Raw genomic sequence first — 22,170 nt, 5'->3', positions numbered from 1 at the left:
GTCAGGGCTTGCGCCGGGTAGACGCAGGTAAATTTTTCCAGGTCAGATCGGCAGGGTCTGCAGCCATCGGGCCGGCGGCTTTGGCCACAATCACATCGGTGGCAGGCGTGGCCACCAACGGTGTGAAATCGGCGCGGAAGTGGTTGGAGCTTTTGACGACGATGATCTTCATGGCCTCAGGATTTATGCCCACCATGCGGAACAGCTCACGGTCCAGCATTTGCTTTTTGCCGCTGGTCACCGCGATCAAGACCCCTTCCGTCTCCAGACAAACCGAGGTGCCAAGCTGCACCCGCAGGCCGGTCATCATCGGCCCGGTCAGGGTGCAAACACCGTCGCTGACGGCACGCACGATGAAATCGGCCTCCAGCGCCGGATCGCTGAGCTGCCCGGTGAAGGTGGGCACCGCCTTGCCCAGCGACAGGCGAACTGAATTTGCTATCAAATCAGTAGCTCCTTGCGCAGGACTGGCATGGGCTGGAGGCTGATTTTGTTTGAATATTTTGGCTTGCTGGGCGGCAGCGGGGTCAAACATGAGCCCCAGCGCCACCTGGCCCGGAAAGCGCTTGCCAACACCCTGGCGCAGCAGCTCGTGCAGCAGGCCGGTGGTGTTGCTGTCGCCACCCGCGCCTGGGTTGTCCTGGGTGTCGGCAATTACAACCGGCCGGTCGGACCGCTGCGCCAGCTCAAGCGCGCGCGCCACCGCCTGGGCCGCATCCAGCACCACGGGGCGCCATTGCTCGGGCGGCGAGGCGCTGGCGTAGAGCGCGTCCACCGCCTGCCGCGCCTGCTCGCCATAGCCCCAGACCATGGGCGCACATTCGTCAAAATCGGCTGCCGGAAATCCCATGCAGAAACTCAGCACTGCGGCATGCTGCTGGTCCAGTGCTGCCAACTCGTCGTAAATGCGCCCGGCCGGCTGCATCCAGGTACTTTGCGCATTCAGGGGAATCAGATACGGAAAACGCACAAAGTGCAGCGGCTCTTTTTTGCCGCGCGCCATGCGCCGCGCCAGCAGTTGCGCCGCCAACGCGCCGGTTGCGGCCATGTCGATGTGCGGGTAGGTGCGGTAGGCCACCAGCGCATCGGCCAGCTGCAACATGCGGTGCGTGACGTTGGCATGCAAGTCCAGACTCGCCACGACAGGGATGGCATCGCCCACCAGCGCGCGAATGCGCGCGATCAGCTCGCCCTCACTGTCGTCTACCTGCTGGGCAACCGCTGCTCCGTGCAAATCAAGGTACACCGCATCCAGCCCGGTCCGCAGTGCCTGCCGCACATCGTCGCAAACTTCGCCGGCAATCCGCTCAAAGGCTTCGCTGGTGACATAACTCGATGGAATAGCGCCGGCCCAGAGCGATGGGATCAGGTTCCAGCCGCGTTGCTGCGCCGCCTGAATGAAACCACCCATCGGCAGGTTGACCGGCGCCAGGGCCTGCTGCATGGCGGCACCGCGCTGGTAGGCCGGAAACGAGTCGCCACGGCAAAACGCCGGCCAGTCTGCCAATGAAGGTGCAAAGGTGTTGGTTTCGTGCTGGTAACCAGCGATCAGGATATTCATGGCAGGCGTTCTATTTCAGCAGGTACCGGTGCGAAGGCTCAGCCAATTTCTGCCGGAGCAGCGGCAAAAAGTTTGCGCGTGTAGTCGTGCTGCTGATGGGCGTACAGCCGCACGGTTGCGGCTTCTTCCACCACACGGCCCTGGTGCATGACCAGCACGCGGTCGCAAAGCTGGGCAGCCACGCGCAGGTCGTGGGTGATGAAGATCAGGCCCAAGCCGAGCTCGGCCTGGATCTCGCGCAGCAGGCCCAGGATCTGCGCCTGCACACTCACATCGAGCGCGCTGACGGCTTCGTCGGCCACCAGCACGCGCGGCCGGCAGGCCAGCGCCCGGGCAATTGCGATACGCTGGCGCTGCCCGCCGGAGAACTGGCTGGGGTAACGCTGCAGCCCTTCGACCGGCAACCGGACCTTCTCCATCAAACTGACTGCGAGCGCCAGGGCTTCTGCGCGAGTAGCTCCGAAATTAATAGCGCCTTCAACAATCGAATCACCGACCTTGCGACGCGGATTGAGCGATCGGTTCGGGTCCTGAAAGACAACCTGCACCTGGCTGCGCAAGGGCCGCAGCTGGCCTTCGCTGAAACCGGCCACGTCGATCAGGGCGCTGTCAGGGCCCTGCCCGGGCTGGCTCCACAACACCTGGCCGCCCGTCGGATCAATCAGGCGGATCAGGCAACGGGCCAGTGTCGATTTACCCGATCCGGACTCTCCGACAATGCCCACGGTTTCGCCGGCAGACACAGCCACCGACACCGCTTGCAGGGCGTGTGTGAGTCGGCTGCGGCCCAGCCAGTCGCGGGCACTGTAAGTCTTGCTGACGTCCTGGCCACGCAGCAGGGGCGCGCCCTGAGGCGCAGGCCGTGCCGGCGGCGGCGTCATGCTGGGCACGGCCGCGAGAAGCATTTTGGTGTAATCGGCCTGCGGCGTTCTCAAGACGGCGTCCCGCGTGCCATATTCAACCGCCTTGCCTTGGTGCATGACCAGCACCTCGTCGGCAATTTCGGCCACCACACCCATGTCGTGGGTGATAAATAACACCGCACAGCGGTGACCGCCGGAGAGGTCGGCCTGCAGCTCTTCGATCAGCCTGAGTATTTCCTTTTGTGTGGTGACATCCAGCGCCGTGGTCGGTTCGTCGCAGATCAGCAAGGCCGGTTGCAGGATGACGGCCATGGCAATCACGATGCGCTGGCGCTGCCCGCCCGAGAGCTGATGCGGGTAGCTGCGCCGCATGCGTTCGGGCTCTGGCAGCTTGACGCGTTGCAGGATGTCCAGCACGGCCTCGTTGCGCCGGCTGGCGCCCCAGTCGGTGTGCTGCCTGAGCAGCTCGTCGATCTGGTCACCGCAGCTCATCACCGGGTTCAGCGCCGTCATCGGCTCCTGGAACACCATGCCCATGGCCTGACCGCGCAACGCGCGCAGGCGCTGCGGCGAAGCGTCCAGCAAGGATTCGCCCTGCAGCACAATGCCACCCGGACCGGCCTGCAGCTCACGCGCCAGCAAACCCATCACGGCGGTTGCCATCACCGATTTGCCGGAACCGGACTCACCCACCACACACAGGGTTTGGCCGGGGTAAATGCGCAGGCTGACGTCTTCGACCGCATAGGCCCGGTCGCTGCCCGGCGGCAGGGCCACATGCAAATTGTCGATCTGCAGCACCGACGCAAGCTTGTCGGTCATGCGCTGCGCCTGGAAAATTTCGGGTCCAGCACATCACGCAAGCCGTCACCGAGCAGATTGATGGCCAGCACCGTCGGCACCAGAAACAGCGCCGGGAACAGCACGTTGCCCGGGTACTGGGTGAACTGCACCCTGCCCTCGGCCATGATGTTGCCCCAGGTGGGGATATCGGCAGGCAAGCCCAGTCCGAGGAAACTCAGGATGGCTTCGGTCAACACGGCCGACGCGGCGACAAAGGTGCCCTGCACAATGAGCGGCGCCATCGCGTTGGGCAAGATGTGCCGCCACAAAATCACCGGCGTGGGTGTGGCCAGTGCGCGTGCAGCCTCCACAAACGGTTCCTCGCGCAGAGTCAGCACCATGGCCCGTACCAGTCGTGTGACACGTGGAATCTCCGGGATGGCAATGGCCACCACCACCGTCCAGAGTTGCGCGCCCAGGGCTGCGACCAGCGCAATCGCCAGCAGGATGGCCGGAATGGCCATCAACCCATCCATGAAACGCATCAGCACCGCATCGACAATGCGAAAGTAACCTGCCAACATGCCAAGCAAGGCGCCGACACTGATCGCCACCGCCGCGGTGAAAGCGGCCACCAGCAAGGAGGTACGCGTGCCATACAACACCCGGCTGAAAATATCACGACCAAAGTTGTCGGCTCCCATCCAGAAAGTGTGGGCGACCACACTGCCATCCAGTTGCGTAAACTGCCCGCGCACGCCAGAAGCGGTATTGATGTTGGCCGAGTCCATGGCGGCCGGATCCACCGTGCCGAGCATCGGCGCCAGCGCAGCCAGCAGCAGCAGCACGCCGAGCACGAGCACGCCAAAGCGGAAAGCACTGTTGCGCCAGAGCCGTTGTGAGATCAGTTGCCAGACAGGCATCAGTAACGGATCCTGGGGTCCAGGAACAGGTAACTCACATCCACCAGCAGATTCACCCCCACGTACAGCAGGCTGAAAAACAGCACCAACCCCTGAATCACCGGAAAGTCGCGGTTCAGCACGGCATCTACCGTGAGCGAACCGAGGCCTGGAATCGAATACACCGTCTCGGTCACGACCACACCACCAATCAGCAGCGCGATACCAATGCCAATCACCGTCACGATGGGTACTGCCGCATTGGCCAGCGCGTGGCGCATGAGCACCGCCGACTCGCCCAGGCCCTTGGCGCGGGCGGTGCGAATGTAGTCTTCGGTCAGCGCCTCGGACACGCTGGCACGCGTCACACGGGCGATCAGTGCCACATAAATCATGGCCAGCGTGATCCAGGGCAAGACCAGTTGACGCGCCCAAGCCCAAACACCCTGCCCGTCAGCGCCCAGCAAGCGCCGGTAGCCCTGCACCGGAAACCAGTCAAGCTGCACCGCAAAAACGTAGATCAGCAGGTAGCCAGTGACAAATACGGGAATCGAAAAACCGGCCACCGAAAAGCCCGACAGCAGCCGGTCCAGCCAGCCGCCCATGCGCCAGGCCGCAATGGTTCCCAGCGGCACCGCCACCAGCACGGCCAGCAGCAAGGTGCCAACCGCCAGGCTCAGGGTGGGCTCCAGCCGCTGGGTGATCAGTTCGGTCACCGGTTTGTTGAGGTAAAACGAATAGCCCAGATCCCCCTGCAACACGCCACTGAACCAGATCCAGAACTGGACCAGCAGCGGTTTGCTCAGGCCCAGCGTTTCACGGATTTTTTCGATGTCTTCGTTGGTCGAGTTGTTACCGGCAATCACGGCCGCCGGATCGCCTGGAGTCAAGCGCAGGATCAGAAACACCACCACGGCCACCACCAGCAGCACCGGAATGGTGGCCAGCAGGCGTTGCAACAGGAATCTCAACATGCAAATATTTCGGGCGACGGACCTGGCCGCGCCGGTTTCAAGCGAAACGCGAAAACACCTCTACCCACCAGCAGGGGCCGCGGAACCGGCTTTGCCGGGCCGCAGGCGCAGCGCCCCGCTGGGGGACACCCTTCGACAGGCTCAGGGCGATCGGTTTCGAGCGACAAGTGTGGGGGCACCAGTTCTCACTAGTTCTTTTTGATGTTCCAGTACACCTGCGCACCGCCGGGCACCAGGCCGGATATGTTGCTGCGCAACGCCGCCGGGTTGTTGTACTGCCCCAGATGCACATGCGACGCCGTTTCAATCGCACGCAACTGCAGTTGTTCGGCAAGTTTTTTCTTCTCGGCCTCGGTACTGGCCTGGGCAAACTTGACCTTGAGCTCTTCAATGACCTTGTCGTCCTGCCAGCCAAACCAGCCCTTGTCGCCGGTGGCATTGAGCATGGCCATGGTCAGCGGATTCTGGATGTCGCCTGCGGTCCAGGCCGTCATGAAGGCGTTCCATCCGCCTTTGTCCGGTGCATCCTTTTTAGCGCGGCGGGCCAGCAGTGTGGCCCAGTCGGACTGCTGCATATCCACTTTGAAGCCGCCGGCTTCGAGCTGCTGCTTGGCCACCAGCGGCAGCTTGGCAATCGATGCCAGGTCGGTCGGCCGCATCAGCACAATCGGCTCACCCTTGTAACCTGCATCGGCCAGCATCTGTTTGGCCTTGGCCGGATTGGCCATGCCGGTGTAAATACCGGTGTTGTCGCTGGCGTAAGGCGTTCCGCAGGGAAAAATGCTCTTGCAGTACTTGTACATGCCGGGCGCGCCGACCTGCGTTTTCAGAAATGCTTCCTGGCCCATGGCCACCATGGCGGCCTGCCGGATCTTCACATTGTCAAAAGGGGCGTGCAGGTGGTTGAAGCGGAAGATGTACTGCAGGCCAGCGGGCTGGGCATCGACTATCTGCACGTCCTTGGCCGCTTTCAGCGAGGCGTACTGCTCAAAAGCCGGCTGCTCGATGATGTCCACCTCGCCGGCAATCAGCGCATTGAACTGGGTTTGGGGGTCGCGGATGATGATCCACTCGACCCGGTCCAGGTACACATTTTTTCCGCCAGTGGTGCCGTTGGGTACTTCACTGCGGGGTTTGTATTTGTCATTTTTGACGTAAACCAGTTTTTCACCCGGCTTGTACTCGGCAGCCACGAACTTGTACGGACCCGAGCCGATGTTTTCCTTGATCTGTTCGCTACCGGGAGTAGCCGCAATGCGGGCCGGCATGATAAAGGGCACGTTCGACGAAGGCTTGCCCAGCGCCTCGAGCATCACACCAAAGGGTTGCTTGAATTTGAGAACAAAGGTCTTCGCATTGGGCGTTTCGTAGCTGTCCAGGCTTTTGGCCATGACGCCGCCGAAGCTGTCCCGGCTGGCCCAGCGCTTGAGCGAAGCCACCACGTCCTCGCTGGTCACAGCTTTTCCGTCGTGAAACTCCAGCCCGTCACGCAGCGTGAAGGTCCAGACCTTGTTGTCTTTGGACGCGGTGAAGGTGTCGACCATCTGCGGCTTGACCTTGCCGTCCAGATCTGTGCCAAACAGCGTGTCGTAAATCATGTAGCCGTGGTTGCGCGTCACAAACGCGGTGGTCCAGACCGGATCCAGGATGGTGATATTGGCATGCGGAACCACCTTGAGCGTCTTGCCCTGGGCCAGGACCGCGTGCGGCAGCGCCAGCCCCAAAACGAGTACAAGCGCGCCGGTCAGCACAGAAAGAGAGCGATTTTTCATGACTAAATTTCCTTGACACAAGAGTTATGAAGGCAGGCAGAAACCAGACAACTGCTTTGTAATGTAACCACAGTTACGACGCAATATTCAAGCCACCCCAAATGCAGCAGAAAACTGGCGGACGATTCGCAGCTTTTCTCAGATGACCCCCATCCAGCAGGCACGCTGAATTGCCGACATCTTGTTGTCCACCCTGAGTTTGGCCATGGCATTGGCCAGGTGATAGTTCACGGTACGTTCTGCACACTGCAAACGCTCCGAAGTCTGGCGCGCGGTCAGCCCTTCAAATGCGAGCAACAGGCACTCGCGTTCGCGCGGGCTCAGGGGAGTAGCGGCTTCGGCCATGGTCCTCTTGAACAAGGGCCAGATATTGAGTGCTGACCAGACCAGCGCGGCAGCTTCTGCGCGGTCGTGAAACTGGCGCGGGCTGAACATGAAACATTCAAAAGCGCGGCCCGAGGGCAAGGGAAACTCCACCCGGACCACACTCTGAAAGCCATGAGCCATCCAGAGCACACGCCATCGGCTGCCGTCGGCCTGGATGCCGGTCGCGCCATGCCCCGACTTGGCAATATGCTGCCAGGCCACCAGCGGCGCATCCGACTCGCGCCACGGTGCACCAAAATCCCCGCTCTGGGCCAACGCCACCGCCGCTTCCAGCAAGCGGGGCGGATGGACCGCCGCCACGATGCGCTCGGAACGGTCTCCAAACGGTTCAGGGCCCAGCACCACCACTGCCTCCACTGAAAACTCCTGAAGGGCTGAAATCCAGTCGCCCAGCATGCTGTCGAGTGCAACACTGTCAAAGTTGACAGGAGACCTCATGGTCGACTGCCCGCTGACCGGGTAACAATCTTTTGCGATTTGTTCAAGAATTTATTCATGACTTTCGAAAATGCCGGACACAGCGAGCAATCAGGCGCGGTCTCCCACCGGGATGCAGCATCCCCGCATCGTGAAGTCCCGTGGGGAACCGTTGCTGCTGGCAAACAGGCTTGCATTTTGCACCCGTCAAGCCGATTGCCGCACCCTCGCTCGCCCAGGCGAGGGTCGAGAGACCGAAAACCAACGCAAGCCCCGGATGTGCCCCTCCCTGACTCTGCATGCACGACGCGAAAATTGACAGGTATATGAATCAGCCGCATTCGGGCAAAAACAAAGACAATTGACCGACCATCCATTCTTCGGACCCCACAACACATCGTGTCCTCCAGCCCCATCACCGCCGATGCTTCCAGCCGCAGCAAAATCCCGGCGTCCCGTGGGTCCTCATGGAACCGGACGCTGCGCTGGTTGAAGGAAGAAATCATCACCGCGCCCCTGCTGCCGGTCCTGCATCCGACGCCGCTCAGGGTCAAGGGCCTGGGACTCTTCACGCTGGTCGGCCATCCGCTTTTCTGGTTTGTCTGGGCGGTCTGGCTTCCCCAGCCCTACGAAAACCTGGGCCTGCGTCTGTTCACCGGTTCCTTGGGACTGCTTCTGATCTATTCGCGCATCAGCGGCGAGCCGTCGAGCCGGCTGGCGGGGCAGGTGTTTACCGGCGTCATCTGGTTCGAGTTGCCGTTTTTGTTCAGCTACATGTACCTCTGCAATGGTGGGGGTTCGGCCTGGTTGTCCAGCATGGCCGCCATGATCCTTATTTACTACTTCGTCACCGACTGGCGTATCGCCACTGTCGGCCTGGCGGTGGCGGCGTTGCTCGCGCACGGGGCCTTTGTACTGTGGGGTCCGATTGCGCCGCCCATGTCGGTCACAGCGCAGCTCACCGACATGATGGTGCTGGCTTTTTGTGTCAGCATGGGCATACTGCTGGGCCTGTCGTCGGCGAACCTCAGGCGTGAGCAGCTCACCCACACGCTCACCACCATGGGCATCATGGCCCACGAATTGCGCACACCGCTGGCCACCATGTCTCTCATCGGCGACGCCGTGCGCAACGAAAGCCAGTCCGTTCACGAGCCTGGCGGGCAGCAGCGACTGGAGCAGCTGGTCATACGACTGCACAGCATGGTTCGCAGCATGAACCAGCACATCGACACACAGATCGTCAATGCCGGACTGCAACGTCTGCCGACCCACCGGGAGAACGTCACCGCATCGGCCCTGCTGCGCAATGTGGTCAAGGACTACCCCTATCGGAATTCGAAGGAAAAAGACAGTGTGGAGCTTGTCTTGCGCAAGGACTTTGTCTTCCAGTCGTCCTACCGTCTGTTTGCACAAGTCATCAACAACCTGATGAAAAACGCGTTTCATACGCTCGCCGCAAGCAGCTCTGCCCCGCACCCTGGCGACTTGCGCATTGATGTTGGTGTGCTGGGCGGTTGGGGCCGTATCGTCATCACGGATCAGGGAGCAGGCATCGCCCATGAGTTGCAGGCGCAGATTTTTGAACCCTTTTTCTCCACAGACCGCGGCACCGGACACGGCCTGGGACTGGCCTTTTGCCGCCAGGTGGTGCACAGTGCGCACGGGACCATTCGGGTCAAGTCCGAGCCGGGTCGGGGTGCCATGTTCATCATTGAATTGCCGATTCTGGCCTGAACCCGCAATGAGCCTGTCATGAGTTTTCCTCTCTTTCGTCGCCCCGGCGCAGTCGTTTTCCTGGACGACGATCCTGCCTATCTTGAAATGCTGGCACTGGTTTTGCCGCGTCATTGGCACGCCAGATTTTTTCTGCGCCCGCAAAACTGCATCAACCAGCTCCAACAGGAGCCTCCTCAATGGGAGGCCGACCTCTGGGTCCAGCAGGAGATGATTGACAAATGGCGTGGCGGACGAGCGCTTATTCCGCAAATACTGGACTACTGGGCGGCCCACACCGACCGTTTTGCATTGACCCAGGTCTGCGTCTTCGACTACGCGATGCCGGGCATGGACGGCCTGCAGGCGCTCGGCGAACTGACGGACTGGCCGGGCGGCCGTGTGTTGCTGACTGGGCAGGCCGATGAGCATGTCGCTGTGAGCGCATTCAACCGCGGGCTGATCGATCAGTTCATTGCCAAACAAACGCCCGACATTTCCCAGCACTTGATCGCCGTGGTTCAGCGCATGCTGGATCAGCCGCAGATCAAGCACTCCCTGACATGGCGGGCGTCCTTGACGCAACCGCAACATGCCCTGCTGCAGGTGCCTTCAGTGGCCCGTCAGCTCGCCAGCCTGGCCCTCACCCATTGGGTGGAACACGTCGTGATTGGTCAGCCGTTCGGGGTGCTGGGGATGAGCGCCGGTGGCGCGGTGAGCTGGCTTCAGCTCGAAACCGCCGCCGGCCTGGCTGACCTGGCAGAACTTGCCCAATCCCAGGGGGTGGATGCCGCCAAGGCCGCTGACATCCGCGCCGGCCGCTGCCTGATTGACCTGGAGCTGCAACAGGCCCTTGGGCAGTCGGACAAGCCTCGGCTCGATCCTGCGTTTTCCATCGGGCAGGATGGCTCCGTTCTCGCCGCCTTGTTTCCCGTGAGCCCTGGCTCACATCACTCCTTTGCAAGCTACGACGGGTGGCTCAAGGCACAGGGGCCGCGTTCGGTTCAGGACTAGTGGCTGGACTTGTCTACAGCCCGGGCGCGTTTGGCGATCGGCCACTCCCAGGGCTTGACGCAAGCTGCCACTTCGCGTGCCACGCGCTCGACATGGCCCAGTTCTGACTCAGTCAACGCTGAATTGAGCGTCAGCCGCACCATCGCGCGATTCCGGCTGGTAGCCGGCGCACAGAATATCGAGCCCACCACATTGCGCGACTCGAGCTCATCGCGCAACACCATGGCCGCCGACTCCTGCCCGGCCTCCAGGGCGATGATCTGCTCGGTGCCCTGATGAATCGGAAAACCGGCATCTGCCAGACTTTCACGCAAGCGCCGTGTATTGGCATGCAGTTTGGACCGGGCCTCGTCGCTGCGCTGAATGACGCCGAGGGTAGCAGCCAGCCCCGCAATTTCGTGAGGCAAGAGGGATGAGCTGAAAATATTGGGGAAGCTAGATATCAGGGTGTAGTAACGCATGCTGGCCGGTGCGCTGAAAAAGCCGGCCCGACCCGCAAAAGCCTTGGCCAGACTGGCAGTGATGAAGTGCACACGCTGCGTCACGCCCAGCTCCGCGCACAGGCCGGCGCCCTTCGGGCCGTGAGTCCCCAGGGAATGGGACTCGTCGACAACAATCATGCTGTTGTAGCGCTCGACCACATCGAGTATTTCGCGCAGGGGGCACAGCGCTCCGGTCGTGCTGTAGACCGAATCGACCACCACCACGCCCGGCCCATGCGTCTGGAGCTGCCGCTCCAGATGCTCAGGATCGTTGTGGCGAAAAGCATAGGCGGGGGCTTTGGCAGCGCGTGCGCCCTCCCAAAGCGACATGTGAGCCAGACCGTCAAGGTACACCGGTGTCTGTTCGTCGGCGATGATTTGCAGCAGGCCCATGTTGGCGGCGTAGCCGGACTGGCACAGGTAGCCGTCTTCCTTGCCAATCCATTGCGCCACCGCGCTTTCAAACGCGTGGGCGGGATGGTCTCCAAGCAGGAAAACGCCCGACTGCACCACCGCCTCATTGTTCTGGCGCAAGGCGGCGATCTGCGCTTCGACGATGTCCTGATGCCCGGTGACAGCGAGATAGTCATTGCCATCGAGCCGGACAGCCTCGGAGCCGACAACACGTCCATGAAGAACAAATTTTCCGCCCCATTGCTGCTCCCACCGCGGGGTGAATTCGCGGGCAATTCGCCTTTGAAGTTGCAGGGAAAGCCCGGGTTCGACCACGGGCAATGGGACCAACTGAGCGACGGGTTGATCCAGAAAAGAAGTTTGCATGGTGTGGCCTTGTTAAAAAGTAACACCATTGAAATTGATTTTCCAAAAATTTAAGCCGACCCCCCTGTCAATATTGACAGGGGGGTCGGCTCTAAAAAGACGGTTTTACTGAAGTTGGGGCTCAAGCCCGGACAGCCGCGCTTCCTGGGGTAAGACTTAAGGCCGCAAGTGCCATGATTTTGGCGCTGTCCACCAGTTCCTGAATGCCCACATATTCATCCGGCTGGTGCGCCAGATCCAGAATCCCGGGGCCATAGGCTATGCAGGCGTCAAGTTTGCCGGTACGCACAATGTGTTTCTGATCGTAAGTGCCGGGGCTGGAGATGTAGCTCGCTTCGCGCCCCAACACTCTGGCAATGGCGCGAGCGGTGGCCAATACCACCGGCGCATCCTTCGGAGTCGCGGTGGGCACAAAACTCATGATGTCCCGGATACCGTAGTCAAAGCCGGGCCGACTGCGCTTGAGCTCTTCGAGCATCGCCACAATTTCAGCTTTGACCGCTGCCAGGTTTTCCTCTGCAATAAAGCGGCGGTCCAGCACCGCGCGGCAGGAATGCGACACCACGGGCGCGGGCAGATCCCCCGTCGGCCGACTCAACGCGTCCAGCGAAAAAATCTGCTCGACCTGGCCGCCATGAATGCTGTTGATATTGAGGGTACTGACGCGCGCACCAGGCGGCTCCACGGGCTCAGCGGTGTGGCGCGTTGACAGGCGCGGCTGCAGCTGCGTTTCCAGTAAATGGATGAACGCGCCCATGTGGTTGATCGCGCTGTCGCCGAGGAAAGGCATGGAGCCGTGGGCAATCCGCCCCAGGGTCTCGACCTCTCCCCACCACACGCCGCGATGGCCCAGGCAAATGCGGTCCACGCCCAGCGGTTCGGGAATGATGACGTGGTGGACACGTGGCCGGCTGAAGTAGCCGCGCTCGGCCAGATACCCCACACCGGCGAAACCGCCCGACTCTTCATCAACCGTACCGGATATTTCCAGCGCACCCGGAAAATCCAGCCCCTCCTCCAGAATGGCCTCGCAGGCAATCACGCTGGACGCCAGACCGCCTTTCATGTCGCAGGTGCCGCGGCCGTAGATCCGGCCGTTTTTCACTTCGGCGCCGAAAGGGTCGGTGGTCCAGCCGGGGCCGGCTTCAACCACGTCAATGTGGCTGTTGAAGTGCACACATTCACCAGCGGATTTTCCTTCGTAACGCGCGACGACGTTGACGCGCGGATGCGAGTTACGGTCACCGGGCGCACCTTCCGCGCGAATGTACTCAACGGCAAAGCCGCGTTTTTTCAAGCGCTCGCCCAGCAGGTGTGCGCAGGCCTCGTAGGCATCACCTGGCGGATTGACGGTGGGTATGCGCACCAGCGCCTGCGTCAGCGCCACCAGCTCGGCGCGTTTGGATTCAATGCGCTGGAGCAGACTTTCGTTGTTCATGAAGCCAGTTTATGTGAACCGGAGCCGGCTGTCCCATGGCGCTTCTATGCGAGGCGGATATCTTCTACCAGCCGGGGCCGCGGAACCGGCTTCGCCGGGCCGCAGGCGCAGCGCCCCCTCGGGGGGCAGCGCAGTACGCGAAGCGACAAGCGTGGGGGCTCTAAGTCTGCTTCCAGGGCAGCCCCAGCTTGCGCCAGCCGCCCACGTTGCCGCGATGGCCATCCGCGTCGGGATTTCCCTCAAACCCTTCCAGAATGTTGTAGGCCTCCAGCCCGAGCTCCGTGGCTCTTTTGGCAGCGGCGATGGAGCGCACGCCGCTACGGCACAGGAGCACAGCTTTCATGCCTGGTGGGACTGCGGCGTGCAGTGCCGCATCAAACCCGGGGTTCATGGCCATGCCCGGCCACTGCTTCCAGGCGACTGCGGCAGCGCCGGGTACAAAGCCGACCCATTCACGCTCTGCGTCACTGCGTACGTCTACCAGCACGGCCTGCCCTGATTGCCACCACAGGTACGCCAGCTGCGGCGATACATCACCTGCATAACCCTGGGCTGGTTGAACTTGCTCGGGACTGTTTTCGGCGCCTGCGCCTGACGCGGCGGAAATGGTGATGGAAGCTGGCAGGGAAGGACTGTTCATGCAAAAAACTCCTGTCGGATGGAGAACAACCGTAACACCTGCGCCCCGGAAGGCTGCCAGATCAGGGCTTGGGAACGCAACATTTCTTTCACCCACTACAGGGGGCCGATCCCGAGGTGCCGAGAGACTGGCAGCCTGCCGGGCATGCACCCCCTGATAAACACTTTCACCCCAATTAGAGGCAATCGCAGCCAAGCCCTCGGTAAAAACCCTCTTTCGAACCCGGCCTCAATAGCGAAAGATAGCTTGCTAACGTTTTTTCACAACTGGAGACAAGTCATGACCGATCTCAAAACCCCTCGCCGCCGCAGCCTGCTCAAAGGCGCCGCCGTCGCAGCCGGTGCCGGCGCGATGTCGGCACCGATGCTGGCCACCGCGCAGACCACCACCTCCTTGCGCTTTCAAAGCACTTGGCCATCCAAAGACATTTTCCATGAGTACGCCAGCGACTTCGCCAAAAAAGTAAATGACATGGCCAGCGGCAAGCTCAAGATCGAAGTGCTGCCTGCGGGCGCTGTTGTTCCTGCTTTCCAGCTGCTTGAAGCCGTCAACAAGGGCACGCTCGACGGCGGCCACGGCGTGGTGGCTTACCACTACGGCAAGAATTCAGCGCTTGCGCTGTGGGGTTCCGGTCCGTCCTTTGGCATGGACCCCAACATGCTGCTGGCCTGGCACAACTATGGCGGCGGCAAGGCCCTGCTGGAAGAGATCTACAAATCGATCAACATGGACGTGGTGTCCTACCTGTATGGCCCCATGCCGACCCAGCCGTTCGGCTGGTTCAAGAAACCCATTTCCAAGGTCGAAGACATCAAGGGCATCAAGTTCCGTACCGTGGGTCTGGCCGTTGACATGTATACCGACATGGGCGCGGCCGTGAACCCGCTGCCCGGTGGCGAAATCGTGCCGGCGCTGGACCGTGGCCTGATCGATGGCGCCGAGTTCAACAACGCTTCTTCGGACAGGTTGCTGGGCTTCCCCGACGTGGTCAAGAACTGCATGCTGCAGAGCTTCCACCAGAGCGGCGAGCAGTTCGAGATTCTGTTCAACAAAGGCAAGCTCAACGCCCTGCCTGCCGAACTCAAGTCCATCATCGACTACGCCGTTCAGGCTGCCAGCGCTGATATGAGCTGGAAGGCCATCGAGCGCAACTCACAAGACTACATCGAGCTCAAAAAGGCTGGTGTCAAGTTCTACAAGACGCCCGACGCGATCCTGCGCGCCCAGCTTGCGTCCTGGGACAAGATCATGGTCAAGAAGGGCGGAGAGAACGCACTGTTCCAGAAGGTGCTCGACTCGCAAAAAGCCTTTGCCGCACGCGCGGGCCAGTGGCACAACGACTACACCGTGGACTTCAAGATGGCCTATAACCATTACTTTGGCAAGGGCAAAAAAGCCTGAGCTGGGCCACGGCCTCAGAGGGGCACCTGAGGGTGCCCTTTTTGTTTTTTTCTGGGACCGCTGGGCGGCGCAAGGAGTTGCAATGCAATCGTTTTTACTGGCGGTGGACCGCTTTTCCACCTGGATCGGCAAGACCTGCGCCTGGAGCGTGGTCCTGTTGACCCTGCTGATCAGCTGGGAAGTGTTCAGCCGCTATGTGCTCAACCGGCCCCATGCCTGGGTACTGGATGCACAAATCATGCTCTATGGCCTGTTGTTCATGATGGCCGGCGCCTACACCTTGAGCAAGAACGGCCATGTGCGCGGTGACGTGCTGTATGGCTTCCTCCAGCCACGCACGCAGGCGATTGTGGATCTGACGCTTTACATCATCTTCTTCCTGCCGGGCGTGATTGCCCTGACATGGGCCGGTTGGACCTACGCCAATGAATCGCTGGCGATCCGCGAGCAGACCTTCAACGCCGACCCGATTCCGGTGTACCCCTTCAAGTTCGTCATCCCGGTGTCGGGTTTTGTGCTGCTGCTACAGGGCATCGTGGAAATCATCCGCTGTATCCAGTGCATACAGACCGGCGCCTGGCCGGCGCGCGAGGGCGATGTGGAGGAAGTAGACGTGGAAAAACTCAAGGAGATGGTGCACGTGAAAGACGAAGACATGGCCGCGCTGGAGCGCGACCTGGCCCTGAAGGGGAACCAAAAATGAAGATCCGCAAGGAACTCTGGTTCGGCCTGTCCTTCATGGCGCTGGTGGTCATTGGCCTCGCTGCACTGCTTCTGAGCGTTGAGAAAGTCACCAACGGGCACTTGGGCCTGCTGATGTTGGGCCTGGTGGTGACGGCCATCATGCTGGGTTTTCCGACGGCTTTCACGCTGATGGGCATGGGCATGATCTTCACCTGGCTGGCCTATGACAGGAACAGCACAAAAACGCTGGACATGATGGTCCAGGCCGCCTTCAAGACCATGTCCAGCGACGTGTTGATCGCGATACCGCTGTTCGTCTTCATGGGCTACCTGGTCGAACGGGCCAACCTGATCGAAAAGCTCTTCAAGAGTCTGCACCTGGCGTTGGCCAGGGTTCCCGGTTCGCTGGCTGTGGCCACGCTGGTGACTTGCGCGATCTTTGCGACAGCCACCGGTATCGTGGGAGCTGTGGTCACGCTGATGGGCCTGCTGGCACTGCCAGCCATGCTGCGCGCCGGTTATAGCGTGCCGCTTGCTGCAGGCTCCATCACGGCGGGCGGCTGCCTGGGTATCCTGATTCCACCTTCCGTGCTGCTGATCGTGTACGGCGCCACCGCCGGTGTGTCGGTCGTGCAGCTTTACGCCGGTGCATTCTTTCCGGGCTTGATGCTGACCGGCCTGTACATACTGTACGTGATTCTGGTCGCCAAACTCAAGCCGCAGTGGGCGCCTCCGCTGTCGGCCGCAGACCGCGCGGTGACCCTGCCCCCATTGACGCAGCAACTGACCACTGGCACGGACAAATACGCGCTGACGGGACTCTTCAGCGCACTGAAGGGAAAGCGCAATGTCGACGTGCCACTGGGTCATATCCTGCGGCAGTTGACGATTGTGGTCGTGCCGGGCCTGCTCTTTCTGCTGGTGCTCGTCACGAGCTACCGGGCGGTCACGACGGTCGAAGCCGAAGCGGTGTATGACATCCAGCAGATTGGCGCGTCCAGCGCTTCAGCCACCCCGGCGGCTTATGCCGGCGGCCTGCAGGAACCACCCCAGGAAAATGCCCTGAAAGAGCCGGTGGCCGAGGGCGGCCTGCAAGAACCTCCGTCAGGCGATGTCAAGGAGCCTCCAGGCGCAGAAGCGCCGGCCGCGCCGGTGGCAGCCAGTGTGGCCGAACCTCCCGCCGCTGCCACTGCTAAAGCCAGCACCGACAAGACACCCACTGGCGCGACTACACGCGACGCGCCCACCTGGTGGTGGGTCTGTTTTGCCATTCTCGGCGCGCTGGTCACCCTCTTCTATCTTTTCCTGAGTTTTGCGCGGCTGGAAATCTTCAAGATGCTCCTGACCTCGTTTTTCCCGCTGATGATTCTCATTATTTCGGTGCTCGGGTCCATCGTGATGGGGCTGGCTACACCGACGGAAGCAGCAGCCATGGGTGCGTTGGGTGGATTTGTTCTGGCCATCGCCTACAAACGCCTGACACTCTCGGTGCTTCAGGAGTCGGTTTTTCTGACTGCCAAGACCTCCGCCATGGTGTGCTGGCTGTTCGTTGGTTCGGCCATTTTCTCGGCGGCCTTTGCACTGCTGGGCGGCCAGGAACTGGTGGAGACCTGGGTGCTCAGCATGAACCTGAGCAAGACCCAGTTTCTGGTGTTGAGCCAGGCGATTATTTTCATCCTGGGCTGGCCGCTGGAATGGACCGAAATCATCGTGATCTTCATGCCCATCTTCATCCCGCTGCTCGACAACTTCGGGGTCGACCCGCTGTTTTTCGGCCTGCTGGTGGCGCTGAATTTGCAAACGGCTTTCCTGAGCCCACCGGTGGCCATGGCCGCCTTCTACCTGAAAGGCGTGGCACCGAAACATGTCACCTTGAACCAGATTTTCCTGGGCATGCTGCCTTTTATGGGCATTCAGATTCTGGCGATTGTGTTGCTCTACCAGTTTCCAGCCATTGGGCTGTGGTTGCCGCAACTGCTGTACAAATAGGTCGACTCCGGCCCATCCTGAAAAAGGGCGCGCAAGCGCCCTTTTTTACGGAAACCCGGTAAGATTGACGTTTACGTAAACGTCAATCAGCGGTCTGTAGCCTGCAGGAGAAAACATGGCGAAAAAGAGTTCCTCCGACCCGGTGCTTGCCGACTGGCAACCCCCTTTGGGGAAAAGCGCTTCCAGGTTTTCCCTGGCCCGGCTGGATCCCGCCGCCAAACCCTGGTCGTCTGGCGACAAGGACAGCGACAAGGCGGCGGTAGACGCGCTGGCACTGGAACTCGACACGTTACAGGACATGTTTTACGCCGACCGGCGCTTCAAACTGCTGGTGCTGCTGCAAGGCACCGACACGTCGGGCAAAGACGGCACGGTGCGCAGTGTGTTCAGCCGCACCAGCCCGCTTGGCGTACACACCCTGGGCTGGAAAGCCCCCAGCGAGGAAGAACGCGCCCACGACTACCTCTGGCGCATCCACAAAGTCATGCCAGGCGCTGGTGAGACCATGGTTTTCAACCGCAGCCACTACGAAGATGTGCTGGTTCCGGTGGTCAACCAGTGGATCACGCCCGAGCAAACCCGGCAGCGCTACCAGCACATCAATGACTTCGAACGCCTGCTCAGCGACACCGGCACAGTGATCCTGAAGTTCATGCTGCACATCGGTTTTGACGAGCAGCGCGAACGCCTGCAGGAACGCGTCGATGACCCCACCAAACACTGGAAGTTCAGCATGGGCGACCTGACTGTCCGCAAACAATGGGCCGACTACCAGAAGGCGTATGAGGACTTGCTGCGCGCCACCAGTACGCCCTGCGCCCCCTGGACCATCGTGCCCGCCAATTCCAAGACACACCGTAATCTGATGATTGCCACCGTGGTGCGCGACACCCTGACAAAGCTCAAACTGCGTTACCCCCCCAGCGACCCCGGGCTCAAGGGCCTCGTGATCGTCTGAAAAAACCGAGAAAGACCGCCATGACCGACCTGTCCGCCGACTACAAGGCCCTTGCCAGCTACCGCCCCACACACAAAGTGCGTTTTGTCACCGCCGCCAGCCTGTTTGACGGGCACGATGCGGCCATCAACATCATGCGGCGCATTTTGCAGGGCATGGGCGCCGAGGTGATTCACCTGGGCCACAACCGCAGCGTTGATGAAGTTGTGACGGCGGCCCTGCAGGAAGACGCGCAGGGCATTGCCATCAGCTCCTACCAGGGCGGGCATGTCGAGTATTTCAAGTACATGGTCGATCTGCTGAAAAGCCGGGGTGGCGAACACATCCAGGTGTTTGGCGGCGGCGGCGGCGTGATTGTGCCGCCCGAAATCCGTGAGCTGCATGCCTACGGTGTGGCCCGCATCTACAGCCCCGAGGATGGCCAGAAGATGGGACTGGGCGGCATGATTGGCGAGATGGTCATGCGTTGCGACAAGGACCTGACCGGCTTTGCGCCCAAAGACATTCACGCCATCGAAGGCCATGGCGAGATGGCCTGGCGCGCCTTGGCGCAGCTCATGACTGCCCTCGAAAATGGTAAAGCCAGTCCGGTGTTGGTCGAGGCACTGCGTGCGCAAGCCGCTATCAAAAAGATACCGGTTCTGGGTATCACCGGCACCGGCGGCGCCGGCAAGTCGTCGCTCACCGACGAGCTGATACGCCGCCTGCGGCTGGACCAGAACGACCAGCTCCGCGTGGCCGTCATCAGCATTGACCCCTCACGCCGCAAGAGCGGCGGCGCCCTGCTCGGCGACAGGATTCGCATGAACGCCATCAGTCCCTGGTCACGGGGTCAACGTGTTTTCATGCGTTCACTCGCCACACGCGAATTCGGCAGCGAAATCAGCAAGGCGCTGCCCGAGGTGATCGCCGCCTGCAAGGTCGCGGGCTTTGACCTGATCGTGGTCGAGACCTCGGGCATAGGCCAGGGGGACGCCGCCATCGTGCCGCATGTGGATGTGCCCATGTATGTGATGACACCAGAGTTTGGCGCCGCCAGTCAGTTAGAGAAAATCGACATGCTGGACTTTGCCGAGTTTGTCGCGATCAACAAGTTTGACCGCAAGGGCTCGCTGGACGCATTGCGCGATGTGGCCAAACAGGTGCAGCGCAACAAGGAGGCCTGGAGCACCGCGCCCGGCAAGATGCCGGTGTTTGGCACCATGGCCGCACGTTTTAACGACGACGGGGTGACCGCGCTGTATCAGGCGCTGAAACCGCGCCTGGCAGCGCTGGGACTGGCGCTATCCGAAGGCACGCTCCCCACGGTCGATGTGCGCCACAGCACGAACCAGACACCGGTGGTGCCTGCCGCCCGCACCCGTTACCTGGCCGAAATCAGCGACACGGTGCGCGGCTACAAAAAACGAGCCCACGCCCAGGCCCAGCTGGCGCGCGAGGTGCAGCAACTCCAGGCCGCCGCCGCCATGCTCAAGGTGGACAAGCCGGAGCGCGCCCCGGCGGCCGAAGCCGCGCTGGATCTGGCAGGCAAGCGCAAGGCCCGCATGGACGGCGATGCGCGCCAACTGCTGGGCCAGTGGCCCGACATGCAGCAGGCCTACGCCGGTGAAGAATACGTGGTGAAAATCCGGGACAAGGAAATCCGCACCGCGCTGGTCACCAAGTCACTCTCGGGCACACCTATCCGCAAGGTCGCGCTGCCGCAGTACGAAGACCACGGTGAAATCCTCAAATGGCTGATGCTGGACAACGTGCCGGGCAGCTACCCCTACACTGCCGGCACCTTTGCCTTCAAGCGCGAAGGGGAAGACCCAACCCGCATGTTTGCCGGCGAAGGCGACGCGTTTCGCACCAATACACGCTTCAAGCTGCTGAGCCAGGGCATGGCCGCCAAGCGCCTGAGTACGGCTTTTGATTCGGTCACGCTGTATGGCAATGACCCCGACCTGCGGCCCGACATCTACGGCAAGGTGGGCAACAGTGGCGTGTCGATTGCCACGCTCGACGACATGAAGGTGCTGTACGACGGGTTTGACCTGTGCAGCCCCAGCACCTCTGTCAGCATGACCATCAACGGCCCGGCACCGACCATTCTGGCGATGTTCATGAACACCGCCATCGACCAGAATCTGGAAAAATTCAGGACCGACAACCAGCGCGAACCGACGGCCACAGAGGTCGAAAAAATCCGCGAATGGGTTCAGGAAAACGTGCGCGGCACGGTGCAGGCCGACATTTTGAAAGAAGACCAGGGCCAGAACACCTGCATCTTCTCGACCGAGTTCAGCCTGAAAGTCATGGGTGACATCGCCCAGTATTTTGTGCACAACCGGGTGCGCAACTTCTACAGCGTCTCCATCAGCGGTTACCACATTGCCGAAGCTGGGGCCAACCCGATCAGCCAGCTGGCATTCACGCTGTCGAACGGCTTCACCTTTGTTGAGGCCTACCTGGCGCGTGGCATGCACATCGACGACTTCGCACCGAATTTGAGTTTTTTCTTCAGCAACGGCATGGACCCGGAATACACCGTGATGGGCCGCGTCGCGCGCCGCATCTGGGCCGTGGCCATGAAAGAAAAATACGGCGCCAACGAACGCAGCCAGAAGCTGAAGTACCACATCCAGACCTCGGGCCGCAGCCTGCATGCGCAAGAGATCCAGTTCAACGACATCCGCACCACACTGCAGGCGCTGATTGCGATTTACGACAACTGCAACTCGCTGCACACCAATGCGTTCGACGAGGCCATCACCACGCCGACCGAAGAGTCGGTGCGCCGCGCGATGGCGATCCAGCTCATCATCAACCGCGAGTGGGGCCTGGCAAAAAACGAAAACCCCTCACAGGGCGCCTTCATCATTGAAGAGCTGACCGAGCTGCTGGAAGAAGCAGTCCTGAGCGAGTTCGAGCGCATTGCCGAGCGCGGCGGCGTGTTGGGTGCCATGGAAACCGGCTACCAGCGCGGCCGCATCCAGGACGAGTCCATGCATTACGAAATGCTCAAACACACGGGCGAGCTGCCCATCATCGGCGTCAATACCTTCCGCAACCCGGACGGCGACGCGGTTCAGGACAAGCTTGAACTGGCACGCTCCACCGACGAGGAAAAGCAGAGCCAGCTGCAGCGTCTGGAGGCCTTCCATGCCCTGCATGCCGCAGCGTCACCCGCCATGCTCAAACGCCTGCAGCAGGCGGTGATTGCCAACGCCAACGTGTTTGAAGTGCTGATGGACGCGGTGCGCGTCTGCTCACTGGGGCAGATCACCCACGCGCTGTTTGAAGTCGGCGGGCAGTACCGGCGCAATATGTGAGTGGGGGCCGGATCGCGGGCCAGTGAAGGGCCCATCGCTTGCGCAATTTGCTATTCTATTGATAGCTTCTTGCGCTTGTCCCATAAGGGCTAAGC

At 61.2% G+C, this 22,170-nt stretch carries 16 protein-coding genes; 7 read left to right on the top strand and 9 right to left on the bottom strand.

Annotation, left to right across the window (positions count from 1 at the left end; genetic code table 11):
- Nucleotide 1: 1 nt before the first annotated feature.
- The 6 genes from Q8L50_RS10110 to Q8L50_RS10085 form a co-directional block, all read right to left on the bottom strand.
- Nucleotides 2-1,561, bottom strand: a complete 1,560-nt coding sequence (locus Q8L50_RS10110) for a M81 family metallopeptidase (RefSeq protein ID WP_305348543.1) — start codon at nucleotides 1,559-1,561, stop codon at nucleotides 2-4.
- 38 nt (nucleotides 1,562-1,599) lie between these two features.
- On the bottom strand, nucleotides 1,600-3,246 hold the full coding sequence (locus Q8L50_RS10105) for an ABC transporter ATP-binding protein (protein WP_305348542.1): 1,647 nt from the start codon (nucleotides 3,244-3,246) through the stop codon (nucleotides 1,600-1,602).
- Nucleotides 3,243-4,130, bottom strand: coding sequence for an ABC transporter permease (locus Q8L50_RS10100; protein ID WP_305348541.1), 888 nt, complete (start codon nucleotides 4,128-4,130; stop codon nucleotides 3,243-3,245). Before Q8L50_RS10100 ends, Q8L50_RS10105 begins: the two co-directional genes overlap by 4 nt.
- Entirely contained in the window at nucleotides 4,130-5,083 is a 954-nt protein-coding gene (locus tag Q8L50_RS10095) for an ABC transporter permease (protein WP_305348540.1), read from the bottom strand. Before Q8L50_RS10095 ends, Q8L50_RS10100 begins: the two co-directional genes overlap by 1 nt.
- Before the next feature lie 188 nt (nucleotides 5,084-5,271).
- Complete coding sequence (locus Q8L50_RS10090) at nucleotides 5,272-6,855, bottom strand: ABC transporter substrate-binding protein (protein ID WP_305348539.1); 1,584 nt, start codon at nucleotides 6,853-6,855, stop codon at nucleotides 5,272-5,274.
- Between the two features lie 138 nt (nucleotides 6,856-6,993).
- Nucleotides 6,994-7,680 (bottom strand): helix-turn-helix transcriptional regulator, encoded by a 687-nt coding sequence (locus Q8L50_RS10085; protein ID WP_305348538.1) that lies wholly within the window; start codon nucleotides 7,678-7,680, stop codon nucleotides 6,994-6,996.
- A gap of 378 nt (nucleotides 7,681-8,058) precedes the next feature.
- Between Q8L50_RS10085 and Q8L50_RS10080 the strand changes: the two genes are divergently transcribed.
- Entirely contained in the window at nucleotides 8,059-9,396 is a 1,338-nt protein-coding gene (locus Q8L50_RS10080) for a sensor histidine kinase KdpD (RefSeq protein WP_305348537.1), read from the top strand.
- Between the two features lie 18 nt (nucleotides 9,397-9,414).
- Complete coding sequence (locus tag Q8L50_RS10075) at nucleotides 9,415-10,389, top strand: response regulator (RefSeq protein ID WP_305348536.1); 975 nt, start codon at nucleotides 9,415-9,417, stop codon at nucleotides 10,387-10,389.
- Here the strand turns inward: Q8L50_RS10075 and cqsA are convergent.
- From cqsA to Q8L50_RS10060, 3 genes are all read right to left on the bottom strand, one after another.
- Nucleotides 10,386-11,651 carry an alpha-hydroxyketone-type quorum-sensing autoinducer synthase gene (cqsA, locus tag Q8L50_RS10070; protein WP_305348535.1) on the bottom strand — a complete coding sequence of 422 codons (1,266 nt, stop codon included), beginning with the start codon at nucleotides 11,649-11,651 and terminating at the stop codon, nucleotides 10,386-10,388. The genes Q8L50_RS10075 and cqsA overlap by 4 nt on opposite strands.
- 121 nt (nucleotides 11,652-11,772) lie before the next feature.
- Complete coding sequence (locus Q8L50_RS10065; RefSeq protein ID WP_305348534.1) at nucleotides 11,773-13,089, bottom strand: acetylornithine deacetylase/succinyl-diaminopimelate desuccinylase family protein; 1,317 nt, start codon at nucleotides 13,087-13,089, stop codon at nucleotides 11,773-11,775.
- 160 nt (nucleotides 13,090-13,249) lie between these two features.
- Nucleotides 13,250-13,729, bottom strand: a complete 480-nt coding sequence (locus Q8L50_RS10060) for a rhodanese-like domain-containing protein (protein ID WP_305348533.1) — start codon at nucleotides 13,727-13,729, stop codon at nucleotides 13,250-13,252.
- Nucleotides 13,730-14,008: 279 nt separating this feature from the next.
- Between Q8L50_RS10060 and Q8L50_RS10055 the strand changes: the two genes are divergently transcribed.
- The 5 genes from Q8L50_RS10055 (at nucleotide 14,009) to icmF (ending at nucleotide 22,075) form a co-directional block, all read left to right on the top strand.
- Nucleotides 14,009-15,130, top strand: coding sequence for a TRAP transporter substrate-binding protein (locus tag Q8L50_RS10055; RefSeq protein WP_305348532.1), 1,122 nt, complete (start codon nucleotides 14,009-14,011; stop codon nucleotides 15,128-15,130).
- Between the two features lie 82 nt (nucleotides 15,131-15,212).
- Nucleotides 15,213-15,833 (top strand): TRAP transporter small permease subunit, encoded by a 621-nt coding sequence (locus Q8L50_RS10050; RefSeq protein ID WP_305348531.1) that lies wholly within the window; start codon nucleotides 15,213-15,215, stop codon nucleotides 15,831-15,833.
- Complete coding sequence (locus Q8L50_RS10045) at nucleotides 15,830-17,803, top strand: TRAP transporter large permease subunit (RefSeq protein WP_305348530.1); 1,974 nt, start codon at nucleotides 15,830-15,832, stop codon at nucleotides 17,801-17,803. Before Q8L50_RS10050 ends, Q8L50_RS10045 begins: the two co-directional genes overlap by 4 nt.
- A 115-nt stretch (nucleotides 17,804-17,918) precedes the next feature.
- Complete coding sequence (locus Q8L50_RS10040; protein WP_305348529.1) at nucleotides 17,919-18,761, top strand: PPK2 family polyphosphate kinase; 843 nt, start codon at nucleotides 17,919-17,921, stop codon at nucleotides 18,759-18,761.
- Nucleotides 18,762-18,781: 20 nt separating this feature from the next.
- Complete coding sequence (icmF, locus tag Q8L50_RS10035) at nucleotides 18,782-22,075, top strand: fused isobutyryl-CoA mutase/GTPase IcmF (RefSeq protein WP_305348528.1); 3,294 nt, start codon at nucleotides 18,782-18,784, stop codon at nucleotides 22,073-22,075.
- The last annotated feature ends 95 nt before the right edge of the window (nucleotides 22,076-22,170 follow it).

Origin of the sequence: Polaromonas sp. (assembly GCF_030680935.1) — a bacterium.
GTDB lineage: Bacteria > Pseudomonadota > Gammaproteobacteria > Burkholderiales > Burkholderiaceae_C > Polaromonas.
Note: the sequence above shows the minus strand (reverse complement) of the source record. Positions and strands in the feature narration are given on the sequence as shown.

Coding starts and splice junctions, on each gene's coding strand:
- Q8L50_RS10050 (WP_305348531.1), top strand. CDS start 15,213: ATGCAATCGTTTTTACTGGCGGTGGACCGCTTTTCCACCTGGATCGGC.
- Q8L50_RS10090 (WP_305348539.1), bottom strand. CDS start 6,855: ATGAAAAATCGCTCTCTTTCTGTGCTGACCGGCGCGCTTGTACTCGTT.
- Q8L50_RS10085 (WP_305348538.1), bottom strand. CDS start 7,680: ATGAGGTCTCCTGTCAACTTTGACAGTGTTGCACTCGACAGCATGCTG.
- Q8L50_RS10110 (WP_305348543.1), bottom strand. CDS start 1,561: ATGAATATCCTGATCGCTGGTTACCAGCACGAAACCAACACCTTTGCA.
- Q8L50_RS10105 (WP_305348542.1), bottom strand. CDS start 3,246: ATGACCGACAAGCTTGCGTCGGTGCTGCAGATCGACAATTTGCATGTG.
- icmF (WP_305348528.1), top strand. CDS start 18,782: ATGACCGACCTGTCCGCCGACTACAAGGCCCTTGCCAGCTACCGCCCC.
- Q8L50_RS10065 (WP_305348534.1), bottom strand. CDS start 13,089: ATGAACAACGAAAGTCTGCTCCAGCGCATTGAATCCAAACGCGCCGAG.
- Q8L50_RS10075 (WP_305348536.1), top strand. CDS start 9,415: ATGAGTTTTCCTCTCTTTCGTCGCCCCGGCGCAGTCGTTTTCCTGGAC.
- Q8L50_RS10095 (WP_305348540.1), bottom strand. CDS start 5,083: ATGTTGAGATTCCTGTTGCAACGCCTGCTGGCCACCATTCCGGTGCTG.
- cqsA (WP_305348535.1), bottom strand. CDS start 11,651: ATGCAAACTTCTTTTCTGGATCAACCCGTCGCTCAGTTGGTCCCATTG.
- Q8L50_RS10100 (WP_305348541.1), bottom strand. CDS start 4,130: ATGCCTGTCTGGCAACTGATCTCACAACGGCTCTGGCGCAACAGTGCT.
- Q8L50_RS10045 (WP_305348530.1), top strand. CDS start 15,830: ATGAAGATCCGCAAGGAACTCTGGTTCGGCCTGTCCTTCATGGCGCTG.
- Q8L50_RS10040 (WP_305348529.1), top strand. CDS start 17,919: ATGGCGAAAAAGAGTTCCTCCGACCCGGTGCTTGCCGACTGGCAACCC.
- Q8L50_RS10055 (WP_305348532.1), top strand. CDS start 14,009: ATGACCGATCTCAAAACCCCTCGCCGCCGCAGCCTGCTCAAAGGCGCC.
- Q8L50_RS10060 (WP_305348533.1), bottom strand. CDS start 13,729: ATGAACAGTCCTTCCCTGCCAGCTTCCATCACCATTTCCGCCGCGTCA.